The organism is Saccharothrix longispora (assembly GCF_031455225.1).
Classification (GTDB): Bacteria; Actinomycetota; Actinomycetes; order Mycobacteriales; family Pseudonocardiaceae; genus Actinosynnema; species Actinosynnema longispora.
Window position 1 is genome coordinate 730,641 of record NZ_JAVDSG010000001.1, and the last position, 20,534, is coordinate 751,174.

Here is a 20,534-nt window from a genome sequence, read left to right on the forward strand (position 1 = left end):
GTTCCCGAGAAGACCTGTGAATCGGCCCACGCGGTGGTCGCGCACGCTCGGTTCGCGTACTTCTTCCCGCCCGGCTGCTCCGCCGGGCTGCGCGAGGTGCTGCGGGTGCTGCGGCCCGGCGGTCGGCTCGTGGTGGTCGACAACGACTGGCGCGAGGGGGAGTTCGCCGGGCTGCTCGGCGCGTCGCCGTGGTCGTCGGCGCGGGGGGCGGCCGAGACGACCGACGCGTGGTGGCAGGTGCGCGGCGCGGAGCGGACGGCGGTGATGTCCTCGTGGCGGTGCCGCGACGCCGCCGAGCTGGAGGCGGTGCTGCGGACCGAGTTCCCGGCCGACGTCGTGGACGCGTGGGTCGCGGCCAACCCCGGCCGCAGGGGGCTGGGCTACGGGTACGTCCTGTTCACGGTCACCGCTCGGGGCTGACCGCTCCGGACCGACCGCTCAGGGTCGGGGAGCGGAACCGGTCGGGGCGCGGCGCTGGGCGTTGCGGGCCGTGGACGGGCTGAGGCGGTTCATCACCGCCATGTACGAGGTCGGGAACAGTCGGGCGAGGAGGTCGGGGACGACCGCCGTCCACGCGATCAGCACCCGGCCCTTGCGCTTCTCCACGCCCGCCAGGATCTGCTCGGCGGCCTTGTCCGCCGGGTAGGTGAGGAGCTTGGCGAACCCCGCCTTGCCCGCCTCGGCGTCGGCCTCGCTCGCGGCGGCGGCGACCCGTGCCGTCTCGGCGATCCGCGTCCGGATGCCGCCGGGGTGCACGGAGGTCACGCCGACACCCCGGTCGGCCAGTTCGTGGCGCAGCGACTCGCTGAACCCGCGCAGCCCGAACTTGCTGGTGGAGTACGCGGTCTGGCCGGGTGGGCCGATCAGGCCGAACAGGCTGGAGACGTTGACGACGTGGCTGCCCGGCGAGGCCAGCAGGGTCGGCAGCAGGAGCCGGGTCAGCGCGACCGGCGCCCGCAGGTTGACGGCCAGCACCCAGTCGAACTCCTCGGCGCTGACCTGGTCGAACGTCCCGCCGAGCGCCACACCCGCGTTGTTGACCAGCAGCGTGATCCACGGGTGGTCGGCGACGATCCGGGCGGCCACGCCGTCGAGGGCGGCGACGTCCGCCAGGTCCACCACGACGGTGTCGACGTCCACGCCGGTGATGCGGGACGCCACGGCCTTCAACCGCTCGGCGTCGCGGTCGAGCAGCACCAGGTGGCAGCCGCGCCGGGCGAGGCCGTAGGCCACCTGCTCGCCCATGCCACTGGCCGCGCCCGTGACGACGGCCGTGCCGCCGCGGAACGTGAACCTGGGGAGCTGGGACATGCGGCCTCCTCGATCGGGTCCTGGACGCCCAGTCTGCCGCGTGCCGGGTCCCGCGACTTGACCGCGCGCGACAGGATCTTGACCGCGCGCGACAGGTCACCCGCCCCGGCGGACGGCGGTCGGGGTGGCGCCGAACCAGCGGCGGCAGCAGCGGCTCAGGGCCGACTGCTCCGACAGGCCCAGCATGCCCGCCACCTGGCCCAGGGGCACGTCGGTCGTGGTCAGGTAGCGCTTGGCGGCGTCCCGGCGCACCGCGTCGAGCACCTCGTGGAACGTCGTGCCCTCGGCGGCCAGGCGGCGTTGCAGGGTGCGCGGGTGCAGGGCCAGCAGGCGTGCCACGGCGGTGATCTCGGGTGGCACCGTGCCCAGCGTCCTGGTCAGCACGCCGCGCACCCTGGTCGTCGTGCCGGGGCCGCCGGGGGCCTGCTCGGCCAGGAACGCCAGGGCCAGCCGCCACACCCGCTCGTCGCCGCCCGCCAGGGGTTCGCGGGTCAGCGCCCGGGGCATCCGCAGCATGGGCGCGTCGCGCCCGGTGCGGACGGGTGCGCCGAAGAACTCCTCGTACACGGCCGGGGGTGCGGCCGGCACGTAGGGCAGCTCGACGCCGCGCAGCCGGTAGCGGCCGCCCAGCAGGTACCGGATCGAGCGGTGCAGGAAGCCGAGGCCCAGGTCGGTGGCCTGCACGGACACCGGCACGCCCGGCGGCAGGCCGTAGCGCAGCGCCGCGAGGTCCGGCGCGCCGTACGGGTCGTCCACCAGGGAGAGGCTCAGCGACCTCGCGTGCACGAACAGGTAGCGCGAGGTGCACTCCAGCGCGTCGGCGACGGTGGGGGAGTGCCGGATGGCCAGCGCGAGCGGGCCGAGCATGCCGAAGTCCTGTCGCGCGGCCACCCGCAGACCCAGGTCCGGGCACCCCAGCGCGTCCGCCGCCACCTCCAGCACGGCGGCCATCACGCGGTCGGAGACCAGCAGGTCGTCCACGTCCAGCGCGGCCGGCGGCAACCCCGCCGCGCGGGCGTAGTCCTCGGCCCGGCCGCCCAGTTCGGCCACGGTCGCCCGGAAGCCGCGCAGGCCCGCGGAACGGATCACCGACATGTCGTCCAGGGTCAAACAGTTGTCGTCGCGGGTCAAGTCGCACCGGGGCGCCTCCAGCACACTGGGACCATGACCGCTCCCGAGCACCTCGACGTCGTGATCGTGGGCGCCGGACTGTCCGGCGTCGGCGCGGCCTACCGGCTGCGCACCGAGTGCCCCGGCAAGTCCGTGGCGATCGTCGAGGCGCGCGACGCCGTGGGCGGCACGTGGGACCTGTTCCGCTACCCGGGCGTCCGGTCGGACTCGGACATGTTCACCCTCGGCTACCCGTTCCGGCCGTGGCGCGAGGCGAAGTCGATCGCCGACGGCCCGTCGATCCTGCGCTACATCCGGGAGACGGCCGCCGAGCACGGCATCGACCGCCTGGTCCGCTACGGCACGAAGGTCGTGGCGGCGGACTTCTCCACCGAGACCGACCGGTGGACGCTGACCCTGCGGCGGCGAGGGGCGGACGGCGAGGTCACCGAGAGCGCGCTGACCTGCGGGTTCCTCTACTCGTGCGCGGGCTACTACGACTACGACCAGGGCCACGACCCGGTGTTCCCCGGCATCGGGGACTTCGCCGGCCGGGTCGTGCGCCCCCAGTTCTGGCCCGAGGACCTGGACTACGCGGGCAAGCGGGTCGTGGTGATCGGCAGCGGCGCGACCGCCGTGACGCTGGTGCCGTCGATGGCCGGGACCGCCGGCCACGTCACCATGCTCCAGCGCTCGCCCACCTGGATCAGCCCCGTGCCGGGCCGCGACAGGATCGCCGACAAGGTGCGCGAACTGCTGCCCGCCGGTGTGGCGCACCGGCTCGTGCGCGCCAAGAACATCGCGTTCGGCCTGGCGTTCTACCAGTTCTGCCGTCGTTTCCCGAAGGCCGCGCGCAGGCTGCTCACCGGCCTGTCCACGAAGGTGCTCGGCGACGCCGATGTCGTGCGCGAGCACTTCACGCCCACCTACGACCCGTGGGACCAGCGGCTGTGCGCGATCCCCGACGGCGACCTGTTCCAGGCCGTCACGGCGGGGCGCGCGTCGGTGGTCACGGACCACGTCGACACCTTCGTGCCGGAGGGCGTGCGCCTGAGGTCCGGGCGGGTGCTGGAAGCCGACGTCGTGGTGACCGCGACGGGTCTGCGGCTGCTCGCGTTCGGCGGCATCGAGCCGTCGGTGGACGGGAGGGCGGTGCCGCTGCCGGATCAGTTCCTGTGGCGCGGCGCGATGATCACGAACCTGCCGAACTTCGCCGTCTGCGTCGGGTACACGAACGCCTCCTGGACGTTGCGCGCCGACCTGACCTCGCGCCTGGTGTGCCGCGTGGTGCGGCACATGGACCGGCACGGGTACGCGGCCGTGGTCCCCCGGCCGGGGCGGGCGCTGGAGCGGCGGCCGCTGCTGGACCTGGCGTCCGGGTACGTGCAGCGGGCGATCCACGCGTTCCCGCGCCAGGGGCACGTCGGGGCTTGGCGGGTGCGGCAGAACTACGTGCTCGACGCCGTGGCCACGCTGCGCGGCGACCTCGGTCGCGACCTGGTCGGCACGCCGGTCGACCGCGCCGACCCGCTTCGCGGGGGCCGGGGCGGACCGCTCGCCGCCGCGACGACCGTGCCGGAGGAGCCGACGGGCGGGGCGTGAGCGGGTGTCCGGGCGGAAAGCGCGCGACGGGCGCCACGCCGTTCGGGACACTGCCGGGGTGCACGATCCCGCGCTGTTCACCGACCCCGAGAACTGGACCGGCGGCTTCTACGAGCTGTCGTTGGAGATCGGCGACCCCGACGACGGGCGTCGCCAACGCGCGCTGACCGCGCTGTGGCGGGCGGCCGCCGTCACCGGCTGCTGCGGAGGCAGGGACCGGGAACCGGCCGACCAGCCCGCGGCGCCCCTCACCACGGCCTCCCTGGAGGAGTTCGGCCACCTGCACGGCGTCGCACGACCGCCGCTGGGAGGTCCGGTCGTGTGCGGCTGCTTCTCCACCTGCTTCGAGGACACCGAGGACTGGTTGACGCTGTACCTCCCGCTCGGTGCGCTGGCCCGCGTGGACCGGCGCATCGGCGGTTTCCCGTTCGGCCCGGACGGCGAACCGCGGTCACTGGCCTGGCGCGCTCCGCTGGACACGTGGTTGGTCGGGGTGGCGGACGAGGTGTTCCGCCAGGTCGACTTCCGGATCGGCCTGGTCGGCTTCGAGGTCGACCACACCACCGCGGCCGAACTCGGCGGGGTCGTGCCCGGGCAGCGCCGGAACGGGTACCTGCTGCCCGTGGGCGGACGCCTGGAGTACACGCCGGCGAACCGCTAGCGCACGGCGTGCATCCGTGCTCCGGGTGGTCCACCCGGTGGTGCCCGCGGCCGCGGAGCGGACGCCCGTCAGCCCAGGGTGACGCCGGTCAGCTCCGCGCACGCCGCGAGCAGGCCGTCCTGGACCGCCTCGTCGTAGGCGGCCGGGTTGGCGCGCAGATCCTCGCGCCACTTGAAGTAGCGGCCGGTCACCGGCTCGTCGGTGGTCGCCAGCCACACCTGGGTCTCCGCGCCCGAGGGCAGTTCGTCGGTGGCGCCCGGGCCGCCCAGCTTGGTCTTGACCCAGCCGGGGTCGACCGCGTTGCTCGGCACGTCCGGCCAGTGCCGGGCGACGGCGAACGCGAGCACCACGTCGAGCAGCTTCGAGTCCGAGTACGCCTGCATGCCGTCCCACGGCCCGCGCTCGTGCTGGAGGTCCGCCAGGTCGGCGACGCCCTGGGCCTCCAGGCCCGAGGTCAGGTACACCAGCCGCCCCGGCCGGGGCATCAGGGCCGTCAGCAGGTACGGCGCCAGTACGTTGACCTGGAACAGCAGTTCGAGGCCGTCCCCGGTGACGACCCTGGACGGCAGTCCGCCGCCGAGTCCCGCGTTGTGGACCACCACGTCGAAGGACCCGGCGGCCGTCGCCAGGTCGCGGGTCGAGGCCAGCGACGCGAGGTCGCCGACCAGGACGCCGTCGGCGCCGGGGACGGCGGCCAGCGCACGCTCGGCCCGCTCGTCGTTCCGCGCGTGCAGCACCACGCGGTGCCCGCGGTCCACGAGCGTCGCCGCCGTCTCCCGACCGATACCGTCCGACGACCCCGTCACCAGCACGCTCACCATGCGGGGAGCCTACCTGGGAGCGCTCCCAAGCCGCCGGTCCACCCGGGGCGCCGGTCTCGTCCGAAGACCCGGAACCGGGGGCGCCGCCCGCTCCTCCGGAACTAGTCCAAGGCGGCGAACAACCGCGCGGCCTCCTCCGGGCGGACCAGGAAGCCCACGTGGCTGCTGTCGAGAGTGCGCACGTCGAACGGGTTGTCCGGGGTGAGCGCGTCGGCCTCCCGGATGAACCGGTCCTGCAACTCCGGCGGCAGCGAGCGGTCGCGCGCCAGGCGCACGTACATGTGCGGCACCCGGCCCCAGGTCGCCGCCTCGACCCGGTCGGCGCCCACGTCGAGGCCCTCGTCCGGTTCGAGCAGGCCGAGGCTGATCAGCACCTCCGACTCCGTGCCGCCGGCGTCCAGCGCGGTCGTGAGCGCGGCCAGCAGCGCCGGGTCCGTCGTGCGCCAGTTCATCCGCAGCGCGCCCAGCGCCACCGGGTCGGCCGCCAGCACACCCGCCGTGTCGTGCAGCGCGCTCGACGCGTACTCGGGCTGCGCCGTGTAGCCGGCCGGGGAGAGGTCCACGCAGCACCAGGCCGACACGTACACGACCCGCGACAGCAGCTCCGGCACGCGGTTCGCGACCGACGTCACGGTGAACCCGCCCCGGCTGTGGCCGGCCGGCACCACCGGCCCGTGCTCGGCGGCCCGCCGCACCACGTCGACCACGTGCGCCACGGCGTCCTCGTGGGAGGCTCCGGCGAGGCCCGTCGGCGCGGTGGCCAGCGCCGCCGCGTCCCGCGCGTGGTAGGCGAGCGGCACGGTGGCCGCGTACCCGTGCCCCGGCAGGTCCACGGCGAGCGCCCGCCGGCCCAGCAGGGCGAGTTCGCGCAGCAGCGGCGCGTAGGAGAACGAGTTGCTGTTGGAGCCGGGGACGAAGACGTACGTGGTGCTCACATCCCGATCTTGTCGGACGCACGCCGGCCACCCGGTGCCGTGGCGGCCCGGGTGGACCCGGCCCGCGTTCCACCCGGCCGTGTTTGACCCGGTCGGGGTTGGCTAACCCGGCCCCATGACGAGGGTGGACCGGGCGTCGCTCGTGCTGGGACTGGGCATCGGTGGCTTCATCGACGGGATCGTGGTGCACCAGCTGCTGGGCTGGCACCACATGCTGTCCGGCTGGTACCCGGACGACCTGCACGTCAACATGATCGGCGACGGCCTGTTCCACCTGCTGTGCCTGCTGCTCGTGCTGACCGGCGTGGTGCTGCTCAACCGCTCCGGACCGCGGCCCGCCCGCGTGCTGTGGGGCGGCGTGCTGGCCGGGTGGGGCGTGTTCAACATCGTCGAGGGCGTCATCGACCACCTCGTGCTCGGCGTGCACCACGTCCGCCACGGACCGCACGAGACGGCCTACGACCTGGGCTTCCTCGTGCTGGGAGCGGCGCTGGTCGCGGCCGGCACGGCGATCGGCAAGGTCCGCCCGGCGAGCGGGGCCCGGCGATGAGCGGGGTCCGCGACTTCCTGGGGGACCACCGCGACCGGTTCGTGGACGAGCTGGTCGAGTGGTGCCGCATCCCCTCCGTCGCGGGGGCGCCCGAGCACGCCGACGACGTGCGCCGCTCCGCCCGGTGGCTGGCCGACGCACTGCGGTCGGTCGGCTTCCCCGAGGTCGAGCTGTGGCCGGCGGACGCGGTGTTCGCCCGCTGGTGCGCCGCGCCCGGAGCGCCGACCGTGCTGGTCTACAGCCACCACGACGTGCGCCCGCCCGGCGACGCGCCCTGGGAGACGTCGCCGTTCGAGCCCGTCGTGCGCGACGGCGCCGTGCACGCCCGGGGCGCGTCCGACGCGAAGGGCCAGGTGCTGAGCCACCTGTGGGGCCTGCGGGCCCACCTGCGCGACCGGGAGGCGCCCGCGGTGAACCTCGTCGTCCTCGTGGAGGGCGAGGAGGAGGTCGGCTCCGCGCACCTGTCCGACCTGCTGGAGGACCCGCGCCTGGCCGCCGACCTCGTCGTGTTCACCGACACCCTGCTGCTGCACGCCGATCACCCGGCCGTGTGCACCAGCGTGCTCGGGACGACGTTGGCGCACCTGGAGATCCGCGGCCCGGCGCGCGACGTGCACAGCGGCGCGGTCTCCGGCACCTCGCCCAACCCCGTGCACGAGCTGTGCCGGGTGCTCGCGCTCCTGCACGACGACAAGGGCCGGGTGGCGCTGCCCGGCTTCTACGACCGGGTGCGCGAACCGTCCGACGCGACCAGGGCCGCCTACGCCGACCTGCCGTTCGACGAGGACGACTGGGTGGAGCGCACCGGGACCCGCGCCATCACCGGCGAACCCGGTTACAGCGCGCCGGAGGCCCTGTGGACGCGGCCGACCCTGGAGGTGCTGACGCTGCGCGCCGGCGACGTGGACGGGCCGCCGCGCGCCACCATCCCGAGCGTCGCGAGCGCGGACATGAGCATCCGCACGGTCGACGACCAGACCACCGGTGAGATCGGCGCGCTGCTGGAGCGGTGGCTCGCGGACACCGTGGCCGAGCCGTACGAGCACGAGGTGACGCTGAGCGCGGACACCGCGCAGGAGGCGTACCGCACCCCCGACGACCTGCCCGCCCTGCGCGTGCTCGTGGACGCCGTCGGCGAGGCGTTCGGCCGGCCCGTCGGGATCATGGGCAACGCGGGCGGCGGACCCGCGAACCAGATCGCCGAGCGGCTGGACGCGCCCCTGGTGTTCTTCGGCACCGGGCTGCCCGAGGACCACTGGCACGCCGCCGACGAGCGCGCCCGGGTCGACGTGCTGCTCGCCGGCGCCGCCGCGCTGGCGCACTTCTGGGGAGGACTGGCCGATGGGTGAACGCGCGCGGTTGCGGGAGACCGCGGCCGAGGTGTTCGGCTGGTCGTTGCGCGACGAGCAGCTGGACGCGATGACGCACGTGATGGCCGGGCGCGACGTCGTGGTCGTGCTGCCCACCGGCGCCGGGAAGTCCGCGGTCTACCAGGTGCCCGGCGTGCTGCTCGACGGGCTGGTGGTCGTGGTGTCGCCGCTGATCGCGTTGCAGCGCGACCAGGTCGCGGCGCTGCGGGACAGCGGCGCGCCGCCCGCCGTGCTGGTCAACTCCGGGCAGTCCGAAGTGGACAACGATGCCGCGTGGGACGCCGTGTCCTCCGGCGCGGCGCGCTACCTGTTCGTCTCACCCGAGCAGCTGGCGAAGAACGACGTGCTGGAGCGGATCGGGCGGCCCGCGCTGTTCGTCGTGGACGAGGCGCACTGCGTGTCCGCGTGGGGCCACGACTTCCGGCCCGACTACCTGCGCCTGGCCTCCGCCGCCGAACGCCTCGGCCGGCCACCCGTGCTCGCCCTCACCGCCACCGCCGGCCCCGCCGTGCGCGAGGACGTCGTGGAGAACCTGGGCATGCGCGACCCGGTCGTGGTGACGCTCGGCTTCGACCGGCCGAACCTGTCGCTGGACGTGCGGATGCACCAGGGCGACGACGAGAAGCGGCGCGCCGTGCGCGACTGGGTCGTCCGGGAAACGGGACCGGGTCTGGTGTACGTCGCGACCCGCAAGGACGCCACGCGCTACGCGGAGGAGCTGCGCGCCAAGGGCGTCGGCGCGGAGCCGTTCCACGCGGGCATGAAGGCGGCCGACCGCGACCGCGTGCAGGACGCGTTCATGAACGGCCGGGTCGACGTGGTGGCGGCGACCTCGGCGTTCGGCATGGGCATCGACAAACCCGACGTGCGGTTCGTCGCGCACGCCTCCGCGCCCGGCTCGCTGGACGCCTACTACCAGGAGATCGGCCGGGCCGGCCGGGACGGGGACCCGGCGCGGGCCGTGCTGTTCTACCGGCCGCAGGACCTCGGGCTCCAGCGCTTCCTCCAGTCCCGGCACGTCGACCGCGACGGCGTCGCCGGGCTGGCCGCGTTCATCGGGGAGCACCCCGGTCTGCGCGTCACCGAGCTGGCCCGGGAGTCGGGGACGTCGCGCCGGCGGATCGCCTCCTGGGTGAACCTGCTGGAGGGCACCGGCGCGGTCGAGGTGGCGAAGGGCCGGTTCCGGCTCGTCGAGGACCCGGCGCGCGCGGCCGACCTGGCGGCGGAGGAGGCGGAGCGGCTCCAGCGGCTCGACAAGTCCCGCATCGAGCTGCTGCGGGCGTACGCCGAGACCAGGGCGTGCCGGCGGCAGCACCTGCTCGGGTACTTCGGCGAGGTGCTGGAGCGGGCGTGCGGCAACTGCGACACGTGCTGGAGCGGCGACGCCGGCACCGGCGTGTCCCTCAACCCCGAGTACCCGGCCCAGTCGCGGGTGCACCACGCCGAGTGGGGCGAGGGCACCGTGGTGCACAGCGAGGCCGACCGGATCACCGTGCTGTTCGGCGAGGTCGGGTACAAGACGCTGTCGCTGGAGGCGGTGCACGCGGCGGACCTCCTGGGCAGGCACCCGGGGTGACCACCCGTCGTGCGGGGGTCCGCGTGCCGCACTAGCGTCGGGGCGTGGGCGGAGTGGTGGTCGTCGGGGCGGGGTTGGCTGGGCTGAACGCGGCCCGGGTGCTGGCCCGCGCCGGCGTCGCGTCGGTGGTGCTCGACGCGGGCGACGAGGTCGGCGGCCGGGTGCGCACCGACGTGGTGGACGGCGTGCGGTTCGACCGCGGCTTCCAGATCCTGCTGCCCGCCTACCCGGAACTGGCCGACGTCGACCTGGACGCGTTGGACCTGCGGCACTTCCGGCCCGGCGCGTTCGTCCACCGCGGCGGCCGGCGCGACCTGCTGGCCGACCCGCGCGACGGGCTGCACGCGATCCGCGGCGCGCTGGGGCAGCGCGTGCTCGGCGTCCGCGACCTCGTCGCGCTGGCCGGGATCTCGTTGCGGGACCTGGTCGGCCCGGTCCGCGCCATCACGTCCGCGCCCGACCGGACCACGCGCGAGGAGCTGGGCCGGTGGCTGTCCGACGACGCCGTGGACACCGTGCTGCGGCCGTTCCTGGCGGGGGTGTTCCTCGAACGCGAGCTGACCACGTCCTCGCGGTTCTTCCACCTGGTGTGGCGCAGCTTCGCGCGCGGCGGGGCGGCGTTGCCCGCGCTCGGCATGGCCGAGCTGCCCCGGCTGCTGGCGCGCGGGCTCGACGTGCGGCTCGGCGCGCGGGTGGTCGCGGTGCGGTCGGACGGCGTGGAGCTGGCCGGCGGCGAACGGGTCGCGGCCGACCACGTCGTGATCGCCACCGACGGCTCCGCCGCCGACCGGCTGTGGCCCGGCCTGGGCGCGCCGGCGTGGCACGGCGTCACCACGTGGTACTTCCGGCCGCCCGCCCCGCCGCTGCGCGACCCCACGCTGGTGGTGGACGGCGACGGCGGCGGCCCGGTCGTGAACACCGCCGTGCTGTCCGAGGTCTCGCGCGCCTACTCGCCGGACGCGCCGCTCGTGCAGGCGTCCGTCCTCGACGAGGCGACCGAGGCGGAGGTCCGGTCGCACCTGGGCGTGCTCTACGGCACGCCCGTCACGGGGTGGGAGACGCTCGCGCGGTACGACGTCCCGCACGCGCTGCCCGTCGCGAACGCACCCCACCCGCTGCGCGGGGCGGTCCGCCTGGCGCCCCGCCGGTACGTGTGCGGCGACCACCGCGACACCCCGTCCATCCAGGGCGCGCTGGTGTCCGGTCGCCGTGCGGCCCGCGCCGTGCTGGCGGACCTGGGGGTCCGCCAGGTCCGAGGGGATCAGGTCCGGGGGGATCAGGTCCAGTAGTCCTTGGCGGGCAGGCGCAGCCACACGTCCGGCGGGCCGGTGACGGGCCGCGCGTCGGTCGGCCGGACGCCCGCGTAGCCGCACGCGTAGGCCATCGCGTCGTACCGGTACAGGTAGGACAGCAGCACCTGGTCGGCCGGGTCCGTCTCGGACGGCTCGCCGCCGGGGTGCAGGTCCCAGCCCACGATCCCGCCGTCGCGCGCGATGCTGCCCTGGTCGCCGCTCTTGGGGTTGGCGTACACGCCGTAGCAGACCGTCCCGGTGGACAGCGCCTTCGTCACGCCCGGCGTCTGCGGCGCGTAGCCCCAGGGCTGGGTGAGCACGGCCCCGCCGGGCACGTCCGTGACGCCGACGACGTCACCCGGCCACGTCCCGGCCGGGTCGTCGCCCTCGTACGGGGTCGCGTCCAGCCGCCGGGCCACCTCGGCCGCGTCGATGCCCGCCACGGCAGCCAGCCCGGTGCCGTCGTCGAAGCGCCCCGGGTCGTCGAGGGCGGCCTTGAGGCGCACGGCCTCGGTCGCCAGGGCGGCTTCCCCGGGCGACAGCCGGTGCGGGCCGTCCGCGAACAGCGGGGCGAGCGGCCCGGCCAGCCCGAGCCGGCCGGGGGACCACCCGGCCATCATCGGCCGCCACGGGTCGGCACCCGCCGCCAACAGCGCGCGGGCGTTGTCGGCGTGGCCCTCGTACACCGCGAGCCACAGCGCGGTGCGGCCCTCGTGCGGGGCGTCCACGTCGTCCACCCGGGACGCCAGTTCGGCGACCACCTCGGGCGAACCCCGCCGGGCGGCCATGTGCAGCGGCCGGTGCCCCGGTCCCGCGTTCGGGTCGGCGCCCGCCTCCAGTTGCGGCAGCACCTTGCCGAGGTCGTTCCACACGTGCCACGTCGCGTCGGTCCAGCCCACCGCTCGTCCCCCCTCGGTGTCGGACCGCCACGGTAGCGTGCCGCCCATGTCCGGTGATCGCGACTTCCCGCCCGCGCTGCACGCCCTCGCGGGCCTCGACCTCGACCCCGAGGAGTACGACTACGAGCCCTACCCGGAGTTCACCCCCGCCGGGGAGACGACCGACTGGCTCCGTTCCTGGACGGGGAACGACGAGCTGGACGGCGCGCCGTACCGGGTGTTCGCGCAGGACGGCACGGGTGGTCTCGCGGCGCTGTGGCTGACCCGCCCGGGTGCGCCGCTCGACGGGCAGCCCGTGGTGTTCTTCGGTTCCGAGGGTGCGGTGGGTGTGGTGGCCCGCGACCTGGGCGACTTCCTGTGGCTGATGGCCGACGGCGTGGGACCGATGGAGGCCGTCGAGTTCGGCGCCACCGGGTCCGAGCCGAACGCGGAGCTGCGCGCCGTGGCCGAGGAGTTCGCGCCGGGCCGCGAGCGCACGGCCGCGGACGTGCTCGCGGCCGCGCGCGCGGAGTTCCCCGACTTCGCGGAGGAGTTCCTCGCCTCCTGCCGCCACTGAGCCGGGTGTCCGCCCGGTTCCGCGGAAGCCCGGATCAGCCGACCGGCGCGGTCACCGGCATCCCGGTCACCTCCCGGCCGGACGCGATGGCCACGGCCGCCGCGGCGGGCGGGAACGCCAGTTCGCCCAGGCCGCCGACCGGCGCGTCCGACGGCACGAGCACCACGTCCACGTCGGGCGCGCGGTCGATGCGCGCCCACGCGTAGTCCCGGAACGAGGTCTGCACGACCCGGCCGTCCCGCACGGTGACCTGCGCGCCGAACACCGTGGACACGGCGTCCACCACGCCGCCCTCGACCTGCGCCCGCACACCGGACGGGTGCAGCACCGGCCCGACGTCGACCGCGGCCGTCACCCGGCGCACCCGGTCGCCCTCGGCGTCCGCGACCACCGCGATCACCGAGCCGTAGTCGTCGTGGCACGCCACCCCGCGGGTCAGGCCCGCCGGCACCGGGCCCGCCCGCGCCACCGCCGCGTCCAGCGCCCGCCGCAACCGCGAGTCTGCGGGCAGCAGGCGGCGGCGCAGCTCCACCGGGTCGAGGCCGGCCCGCCGCCCGAGGGCGTCGAGGAACACCTCTTCCGCGTACTGGAAGTGCCCGGCGTAGACGGACCGCCAGAACCCGGTGCGCAGCGGCGCGGGTCCCGCGACCACGTCCACCTGCCCCGGCACGGCGTACGGGAACTGGTCGCCGCTGCGCTTGATGACGTCCGGGGTGAAGAACGGCAGCACGGTCAGGCCCCAGGTGGACACGCCGTGGGAGCGCCACGTCGGCACGCCCCCGGCGTCGACCGCGGCGGCCAGCCGGTGCACCGACATGGGCCGGTACGAGTCGTGCCGCAGGTCGTCCTCGCGGGTCCACAGCACGCTCACCGGCGCGCCCGCGACCCGTGAGCAGGCGATGGCCTCCAGCACGGGGTCCGGCTCGATGCGCCGGCCGAACGCGCCGCCGGTCAGCGCCGTCCCGACCCGCACGGCCGCCGCGTCCAGGCCGAACTGGCGTGCCAGCTGGGTGCGCAGGCCGCCGGGGTCCTGGGTGGGCGCCCACACGTCGATACCCGTTGCGGTCACGTGCGCGGTGGCGTTCATCGGTTCCATGGGCGCGTGGGCGAGCAGCGGCAGCCGGTAGGTCGCCTCGAACGCCACGGGGCCGGGGGCGGCGGGCACCGGCGGCAGCGCGGCCTCCAGTGCGTCGAGCCAGACCCGGCTGTCGGCGGTCGGCGTGCCGCCGCGCCACGTCACGCGCAGCGCGTCGCGGCCCTTGAGCGCCTCCGGCGTCGTCCGCGCGACGACCGCCACGCCGCCCTGGCCGGAGGTCGCGGGGTCGAGCGCGGTCACCGCGACCACGCCGGGCAGGGCGCGGGCGGCGGTGTCGTCCACGGTGTCGACCAGCGCGCCGATCCACGGCGGTCGCAGCACGACGGCGACCAGCGCGCCGCGCGGCCGGGTGTCGATGCCGTAGCGGGCCTTGCCGGTGACGACGTCCCGGGCGTCCACGCGCCCGGCGCGGGTCCTGCCCAGCAGGCGCCACTCGGCCTGCGGTGTCAGCGCGACCGGTACGGTGGCCGGGTCGAGCGCCGCCGCGTCCCGCACGAGCTCCGCGTACCGCAGCCGTCGACGTCCGTGGTGCACCGCGCCGTCGCGCGCCGAGCACTCCCCGACCGGCACGCCCCACCGCGCCGCGGCGGCCGCCACCAGCAGGCACCGGGCGGTCGCGGCGGCGGTGCGCATCGGTTGGTGCAGCGAGCGGGCGGAGAACGAGTTGCCGACGGACTGCGAGCCGTAGCGGGCCGTGTCGCCCGGGGCCTGCTCGACCCGGACGTCGTCGGGGCCGACGGCCAGCTCCTCGGCGACCAGCAGCGCGACCAGCGTGCGCACGCCCTGCCCGGAGTCCGGTTTCGGCACGGTGGCGGTGATCCGGCCCCCGCTGTCCAGCCGCGCGAAGACGTTCGGCGCCAACTCCGCCGGACCCTCCGCCGGACCCGCCGCCGCCGGACCCGCCGTCAGACCGGGCAGCACCACCGGCGCCGACACCACCAGCACACCGCCCAGGAACGCCCTGCGGTCGATCACCGCGCACCCCGCTTCAGCTCCGCCGCCCGCTTCACGGCCGCCCGCACCCGCGAGTACGTCCCGCACCGGCACACGTTGTCCCGCAACGCCTCGTCGATCGCCGCGTCGTCCGGGTCGGGATCACGCGACAGCAGCGCCACGGTCGACATGATCTGCCCCGGCTGGCAGTACCCGCACTGCGCCACGTCCAGTTCCAGCCACGCCCGCTGCACCGGGTGGTCGCCGTCCTCGGACAGGCCCTCGATCGTGGTGACCCGCCGGCCCCGCACCTCGGAAACCGGCGTCACGCACGGCCGCGCCGCCTCGCCGTCGACCAGGGACGTGCACGCCCCGCACGCGCCGACACCGCACCCGTACTTCGGCCCCAGCACGCCCAGTTGCTCCCGTAACGCCCACAACAACGGCGTGTCGCCCGGGACGTCCACCTCGCGCCGCTCGCCGTTGACGTGCAACCGGTACCGGCCCACGGTGCCCCCTCGCAGTCGTCGTCCACCCCATCGTGGCGGCACCGGCGCACGAGCACAACGACATGTTCAGCTTGCTGAACGAAACTATTGCGGGGTTCGCCGCGAACCCGCGCCGCACGACTCCCGCACCACCAGGCTCGGCCACAGCGACACCCGGTGCACCGGCCGGTCCAGCGGGTCGGCCACCCGGGCGAGCGCCAGTTGCGCCGCCAGCGCGCCCAACCGGTGCTTGCGCGGCCGGACGGCGGTCAGCGGCGGGTCGGACGCGGCGGCCACCTCGTCGTCGTAGGACACCACGGCCAGCTCACCCGGCACGTCCAGGCCCCGGTCGCGGGCCCGGTCGACCAGCCCGATCGCCTCGCGGTCGGCGTGCACCAGCAGCGCCCGCACGCCCGAGCGCGCGCACCGGTCCAGCACGTCGTCGCACACCGCCGCCCACTGCGCCGACCCGTACGTCGGCACGTCGAGCGCCGGCACGTCGGGGGACAGGTCCAGCGAGGCGACCGCCGACCGCCAGCCGGCGCGGATCGCGTCGTGGTGCGGGCTCGGCCGCGACACCACCAGGCCGACCGCCCGGTGCCCCAACGCCGCCAGGTGCCGCACGGCCAGGCCCGCGCCGAGCGCGTGGTCGGTGACGGCCGCGTCCAGGCCGATGGTGGGCAGCTCGGGCGGCGGCACGCGCTCGATCAGCACCACCGGCACGTTCAGCCCGCCCAGCCTGCGCATCAGGTCGAGCCCGGCCTGACCGCCGGTGCTCGGCGCCACCAGCAGCGCCTGCACGCCCCGGTCGAGCAGCGCCGCCACCTGTCGCCGGTCCTCCGCCGCGTCGTAGCGCGACGCGCGCAGCGCCAGCCTGCCCCCGGCGGCGGCCACGGCGGCCTGCGCGCCCTGGATGACGGCCGGCCAGTAGTACTCCGCCGACGGCGCGACCATGCCGACCAGGACGTGCGCGACGGGCGCCGGTCGCGGCTGCTCGCCGTGGCGCGGCACCGTGATGCCGCCGTGCACGCGGGCCACCAGGCCCCGGTCGGCCAGCGCGGTCACGTCCCGGCGCACCGTCACCGCCGTCACGCCCAGTCGGTCGACCAGGTCCGCGAGCCGGACCACGCCGTGCTCGCGCACCGCCGCCAGGATCAGTTCACGCCGCTGCGCCGCCAACCGCATCTGTCGGTTCCGATCGACTCTGATCGTTCCTGTTCGTTTCGTTGACCTTCGAGTGTGCCACGCGCTGGGGTAAGTCCACACCTCTCCAGCAGGGGGACGGGCGACGAGGAGGTCGCAGTGGTTGTCACTCGCAGGGCGCTGCTCACCGCGGCGGGGGCCACCGCCGCCGGGGCCGCGCTCACCGGCACGGCGCTCACCGGCACGGCCCGCGCCGACGCCACCGTCGGCGTCACCACGACCGGCCAGGGCACCTGGGAGGGCTGGGGCACCTCCCTCGCCTGGTGGGCCAACGCCTTCGGCGACCGGGACGACTTCGCCGACCTGTTCTTCACCACGAAGTCCGTGACCTACGACGGCGCGGCGCTACCCGGCCTGGGCATGACCATCGCCCGCTACAACCTGGGCGCGTCGAGCTGGAACGCCGTCGGCTCCGCGCGCATGGTCGCCTCGCCGAACATCCCGCGGTTCAAGCAGATCGAGGGCTTCTGGCAGGACTGGAACAACGAGGACCCGAACTCCTCGGCGTGGAACTGGAACGCCGACGCCAAGCAGCGCGCCGCGCTCGTCAAGGCCACCCAGCGGGGTGCCGTGAGCGAGCTGTTCGCGAACTCGCCGATGTGGTGGATGTGCCTCAACCACAACCCGTCCGGCGCGGCGAACGCCGCCGACGACAACCTCCAGCCGTGGAACCACCGCCAGCACGCCCACCACCTCGCCGTCACCGCCCGCCGCGCCCGCGACCAGTGGGGCGTCGATTTCCGCAGCGTCGACCCGTTCAACGAGCCGTCCTCCGCCTACTGGCACGCCAACGGCACCCAGGAGGGCTGCCACATCGGCGCGGCCACCCAGCGCAGCGTGCTGGCCCACCTGCGCACCGAGCTGGACCGGCAGGGCCTGGCCGGGACGTGGGTCTCCGCGTCCGACGAGACGAGCTACGACCTCGCCCGCACGACGTGGAACGGCTTCGACGCCGCCACGAAGGCGTTGGTGCGGCAGGTGAACGTGCACGGCTACCAGGGCACGGGCGGTCGCCGCGACCTGCTGGCCAACGACGTGCGCGCGTCGGGCAAGGTGCTGTGGAACTCCGAGCACGGCGACGGCGACGGCACCGGCCTCCAGACGGCCCGCTGCCTGCTGCTCGACTTCCGCTGGCTCAAGCCGACCGCGTGGTGCTACTGGCAGGTGATGGACCCGACCGCCGGGTGGGGCGCCGTCAAGTACGACGGGAGCACCCTGCGCGCGGGCGCGGTGGAGACCAAGCTCTACGTGCTGGCCCAGTTCACCCGGCACATCCGGCCGGGGATGCGCGTGCTGGAGACGGGCAGCGACCTGGCCGCGGCGGCGTACGACCAGGCCGCCCGGCGGCTCGTGCTGGTCGCGGCGAACACCGGGGCGGCGCAGACCCTGACGTTCGACCTGGGCCGGTTCGCCACCGTGCCGAACGGCACCGCCACCCGCTGGTCCACGCTCACCTCCGGCGCAGGCGACCGGTACACCCGCCGCCAGGACGTCGCCGTGCGGGACAAGCAGGTGCGGCTGGCGTTCGCCGCCGGCGCCGTGCAGACCGTCGAGGTCGACGGAGTGGTGGCGTGACGCGCCCGGGGGCGACGCGCGGGGCGGCCCTGGCGGCGGCGCTGGCGCTGACCGCCTCCTTCGCCCACCCGCCGGCGGCGCACGCGGCGCCCGGCGTCACCCTGCTGTCCGACACCCTGCTGGACGCCTCGGCGCTCTACTTCGTGTCCTACGACGGTCTGGTCAACAACAACGCGTTCCAGGACGCGCTGGTCACGCACGCCGGCTACCAGTACGCCGCCTGGTACACGTCCACCCGCGACGCCGTGATCGCGCGGCGGCCCCTCGACGGGGCGTGGGAGAAGGCGGTGCTGCCGCACCGGCTCGGCACCGACGACTCGCACAACGTGATCTCGCTGGGCGTCTCGCCCGCGGACGGCACGCTGCACGTCGCGATGGACACCCACGACTCGCGGCTGTTCTACACCCGCTCGGTGGCCGGCCTGGTCTCGCAGCCGGCCGCGCACCGCTGGTCGCCGTCGGTCTTCGGCGCGGTGCAGCGCACCCTGGGCGGCGTGGAGCTGGGCGACATGACGTACCCGCAGTTCGTCGTCACCCCCGAGGGCGCGCTCCAGTTCAGCTACCGCACGGGCCGGTCGGGCAACGGCGTCAACGAGCTGGCCGAGTACACCGGCGGCACGTGGCGCGCGCTCGGCGCGTGGACCTCGGCCACCGGCGACTACACCGGCACCAACGGCGTGGTGTCCAGGACCCGCAACGCCTACCTGCACGGTCTGACCTACGACCGGCGCGGCCGGTTGCACGCGGCGTTCACCTGGCGCGAGGGCAACGCGGGCGTGCTGTGCCACCCCGGTGGCCTCACCAACCACGACACGGGCTACGTCCACAGCGACGACCGCGGCCGGACGTGGCGCAACGCGGCCGGGACCGTCGTCGGCACCACCGGCGGCACCCGCGTGTCGGTCGCCTCGCCGGGCCTGGTGGTCGACCCGCTCGACCCGAACCACGGCCTGATGAACCAGGAGGGCCAGGCGGCCGACTCGACCGGCGCGCCGCACGTGGTGATCAGCTACGTGCCCGGCCGGTTCACCCAGTGCGTGTCGGACTACAGCGCCCAGCGCACCCGCTACGGCCGCACCTTCCACGTCACCCGCGGTCCGACCGGCGCGTGGACGAAGCGCGAGGTCCCGGTGCCGCCGGGCAGCACGCAGCGCACCAAGCTCGTGTTCGACCGGGCGGACAACGCCTACCTGGTGATGCCGCGCGGCCGGGTCGTGTCGGCGAGCAGGGCGAGCGGCTGGACCGACTGGGCCCTGGTGTTCGACCGCCCGTCGATGAATGCCTTCGGCGAGGTGAACGTGGACGTCTCCCGGCTCGCCGCGGACGGCGTGCTGTCGGTCCAGTACCAGCAGCGCTCCAGCGGCACGACCCCGTCGGCGATCCGCGTCGCGGACTTCCGGCTGGGGTGAGCGCGGTGCGCCCCGGGGTGGCCGGGCCGGTGTGGCGCGCCCTCAGTAGCCCAGGTAGCCGTTGCCCGAGGCGATGGAGACCAGGCCCGGGTGGTTGTGGAAGCCGCCGTAGCGCGCGTAGGTGTAGCGGACGCCCGCGATGATGTTGTCCACCGGGGCGTAGATGTCGTCGTAGCCCGCGAGCTTGTAGCTCTGGAACGTGGGGTCGATGCACTGCATCAGGCCCTTGGACGGCGTGCCGCGCACGGCGTTGGAGTCCCAGGTGTTGACGGCGTTCGGGTTGCCGCCGGACTCCTTGATGATGATCGTGTAGATCTCGTCGACGCTGCTCTCGTCGATCCGGGTGCCGTTGGCGGCCAGGATGCCGATGGCCTCCTTGATCCAGCCCTCGACCTGGCGCTGCTTCGGGGGCTTGGCGGCCTCGATGGCGTCCTTGCGGGCCTGCTCCTCGGCGGCCTGCCGGGCGGTCCAGCCGTCCTGCGCGACGCCGCTGGCCTGGTTGAACGTGTTCAACGCGGTCAGGTAGTCCTGGCGGATGATCCGCGCGGTCTCCGAACCCAGGTCGATCGAGTGCACGGTGGCGGCCTTGCCGGTGTACGTCAGCTGCTTCTGCTCGGGCACGCCGCCCAGGTCCGCACCGCCCGCGACGGGGTTGAACGTGCCGGTGGTCACCGCGTGGGCCGCGGCTCCCGCTCCGGAGAGGACGCCCACGGCCACGGCGACGCCGGCGAGGCGCTTCGGGAGGACCCGTTCCGCCTCGGCCCGGTGCGCGCCCTGGTAGCCGGGCGGCGGCGGGGGGACCTGGAACATCGCGGTCTGCCCACTGCTGTTGTTCTTATGTCGAGCGTGCCGAGCCAACGGTGCAGCCTCCTGCGTCGGGGAATTCCGCACCGGACCCGGCGGGGGAACCAGGTGGTCACGTGCGCGTCGGGGGATTCGCGCCGTGTCCGTTCGGTGATGGAACCGTGATCTGCGGCCGGAAACGTAACCGCTCGTGATTTGCCGGGGCAAGGATGAGACCGGCTCGCGTGACGGGGGTCACGTTTTTCCGTCACATCGGTTACCGTGTGTCGCATTGACGACCACACGGTGTCTCAGAAGGGTGACGGCACTGTCGGAGACGTCCGGTGGGGTGTTCGGTTGCGTG

19 protein-coding genes are annotated in these 20,534 nt (G+C 74.9%); 10 read left to right on the top strand and 9 right to left on the bottom strand.

Annotated elements, in window-relative coordinates:
- Positions 1-33 precede the first annotated feature (33 nt).
- The gene (locus J2S66_RS03200) at positions 34-420 is read left to right on the top strand and encodes a hypothetical protein (protein WP_310303579.1); all 387 of its coding nucleotides are present in this window, start codon (positions 34-36) and stop codon (positions 418-420) included.
- 18 nt (positions 421-438) lie between these two features.
- Here the strand turns inward: J2S66_RS03200 and J2S66_RS03205 are convergent, their stop codons facing one another.
- Both J2S66_RS03205 and J2S66_RS03210 read right to left on the bottom strand, forming a co-directional pair.
- On the bottom strand, positions 439-1,311 hold the full coding sequence (locus J2S66_RS03205; protein WP_310303581.1) for an SDR family NAD(P)-dependent oxidoreductase: 873 nt from the start codon (positions 1,309-1,311) through the stop codon (positions 439-441).
- Between the two features lie 96 nt (positions 1,312-1,407).
- Complete coding sequence (locus tag J2S66_RS03210) at positions 1,408-2,406, bottom strand: AraC family transcriptional regulator (protein ID WP_310303583.1); 999 nt, start codon at positions 2,404-2,406, stop codon at positions 1,408-1,410.
- A 69-nt stretch (positions 2,407-2,475) separates the two neighbouring features.
- On the opposite strand from J2S66_RS03210, the gene J2S66_RS03215 reads away from it, so the two are divergent.
- Positions 2,476-4,023: a flavin-containing monooxygenase gene (locus J2S66_RS03215; protein ID WP_310303586.1), complete on the top strand. Its 1,548-nt coding sequence runs from the start codon at positions 2,476-2,478 to the stop codon at positions 4,021-4,023.
- A 58-nt stretch (positions 4,024-4,081) separates the two neighbouring features.
- Positions 4,082-4,684 (top strand): hypothetical protein, encoded by a 603-nt coding sequence (locus J2S66_RS03220; protein WP_310303588.1) that lies wholly within the window; start codon positions 4,082-4,084, stop codon positions 4,682-4,684.
- Positions 4,685-4,752: 68 nt separating this feature from the next.
- On the opposite strand, the gene J2S66_RS03225 is transcribed toward J2S66_RS03220, so the two are convergent.
- On the bottom strand, positions 4,753-5,505 hold the full coding sequence (locus J2S66_RS03225) for an SDR family NAD(P)-dependent oxidoreductase (protein WP_310303590.1): 753 nt from the start codon (positions 5,503-5,505) through the stop codon (positions 4,753-4,755).
- A 101-nt stretch (positions 5,506-5,606) separates the two neighbouring features.
- Entirely contained in the window at positions 5,607-6,440 is an 834-nt protein-coding gene (locus J2S66_RS03230; RefSeq protein WP_310303593.1) for an alpha/beta fold hydrolase, read from the bottom strand.
- Positions 6,441-6,555: 115 nt separating this feature from the next.
- Between J2S66_RS03230 and J2S66_RS03235 the strand changes: the two genes are divergently transcribed.
- Genes J2S66_RS03235 through J2S66_RS03250 form a run of 4 tightly spaced genes read left to right on the top strand, consistent with a single transcriptional unit; the run spans position 6,556 to position 11,225 of the window.
- Positions 6,556-6,990, top strand: a complete 435-nt coding sequence (locus J2S66_RS03235) for a DUF2243 domain-containing protein (protein ID WP_310303595.1) — start codon at positions 6,556-6,558, stop codon at positions 6,988-6,990.
- Positions 6,987-8,339, top strand: a complete 1,353-nt coding sequence (locus J2S66_RS03240; protein ID WP_310303597.1) for a M20/M25/M40 family metallo-hydrolase — start codon at positions 6,987-6,989, stop codon at positions 8,337-8,339. The genes J2S66_RS03235 and J2S66_RS03240 overlap by 4 nt, the downstream gene beginning before the upstream one ends.
- Positions 8,332-9,936 (top strand): RecQ family ATP-dependent DNA helicase, encoded by a 1,605-nt coding sequence (locus tag J2S66_RS03245; protein WP_310303600.1) that lies wholly within the window; start codon positions 8,332-8,334, stop codon positions 9,934-9,936. The genes J2S66_RS03240 and J2S66_RS03245 overlap by 8 nt, the downstream gene beginning before the upstream one ends.
- Positions 9,937-9,980: 44 nt before the next feature.
- Entirely contained in the window at positions 9,981-11,225 is a 1,245-nt protein-coding gene (locus J2S66_RS03250) for an NAD(P)/FAD-dependent oxidoreductase (RefSeq protein ID WP_310303604.1), read from the top strand.
- Here J2S66_RS03250 and J2S66_RS03255 read toward each other — a convergent pair.
- Positions 11,213-12,127 (bottom strand): ankyrin repeat domain-containing protein, encoded by a 915-nt coding sequence (locus tag J2S66_RS03255; protein ID WP_310303606.1) that lies wholly within the window; start codon positions 12,125-12,127, stop codon positions 11,213-11,215. The two genes, J2S66_RS03250 and J2S66_RS03255, sit on opposite strands and share 13 nt — an antisense overlap.
- A 46-nt stretch (positions 12,128-12,173) precedes the next feature.
- Between J2S66_RS03255 and J2S66_RS03260 the strand changes: the two genes are divergently transcribed.
- Complete coding sequence (locus J2S66_RS03260; protein WP_310303609.1) at positions 12,174-12,683, top strand: SMI1/KNR4 family protein; 510 nt, start codon at positions 12,174-12,176, stop codon at positions 12,681-12,683.
- A gap of 34 nt (positions 12,684-12,717) precedes the next feature.
- On the opposite strand, the gene J2S66_RS03265 is transcribed toward J2S66_RS03260, so the two are convergent.
- From J2S66_RS03265 to J2S66_RS03275, 3 genes are all read right to left on the bottom strand, one after another.
- The gene (locus J2S66_RS03265) at positions 12,718-14,754 is read right to left on the bottom strand and encodes a xanthine dehydrogenase family protein molybdopterin-binding subunit (RefSeq protein WP_310303612.1); all 2,037 of its coding nucleotides are present in this window, start codon (positions 14,752-14,754) and stop codon (positions 12,718-12,720) included.
- Positions 14,751-15,221, bottom strand: a complete 471-nt coding sequence (locus J2S66_RS03270; RefSeq protein WP_306745195.1) for a (2Fe-2S)-binding protein — start codon at positions 15,219-15,221, stop codon at positions 14,751-14,753. Before J2S66_RS03270 ends, J2S66_RS03265 begins: the two co-directional genes overlap by 4 nt.
- 84 nt (positions 15,222-15,305) lie before the next feature.
- Positions 15,306-16,385 (bottom strand): substrate-binding domain-containing protein, encoded by a 1,080-nt coding sequence (locus J2S66_RS03275; RefSeq protein ID WP_310303616.1) that lies wholly within the window; start codon positions 16,383-16,385, stop codon positions 15,306-15,308.
- Positions 16,386-16,502: 117 nt separating this feature from the next.
- Here J2S66_RS03275 and J2S66_RS03280 point away from each other — a divergent pair, with 117 nt between their 5' ends.
- Both J2S66_RS03280 and J2S66_RS03285 read left to right on the top strand, forming a co-directional pair.
- On the top strand, positions 16,503-17,978 hold the full coding sequence (locus tag J2S66_RS03280; protein WP_310303619.1) for a glycoside hydrolase: 1,476 nt from the start codon (positions 16,503-16,505) through the stop codon (positions 17,976-17,978).
- Positions 17,975-19,387, top strand: a complete 1,413-nt coding sequence (locus J2S66_RS03285; protein ID WP_310303621.1) for a BNR repeat-containing protein — start codon at positions 17,975-17,977, stop codon at positions 19,385-19,387. Before J2S66_RS03280 ends, J2S66_RS03285 begins: the two co-directional genes overlap by 4 nt.
- Positions 19,388-19,429: 42 nt before the next feature.
- Here the strand turns inward: J2S66_RS03285 and J2S66_RS37055 are convergent, their stop codons facing one another.
- Positions 19,430-20,197 carry a transglycosylase SLT domain-containing protein gene (locus J2S66_RS37055; protein ID WP_371320639.1) on the bottom strand — a complete coding sequence of 256 codons (768 nt, stop codon included), beginning with the start codon at positions 20,195-20,197 and terminating at the stop codon, positions 19,430-19,432.
- Positions 20,198-20,534 lie beyond the last annotated feature (337 nt).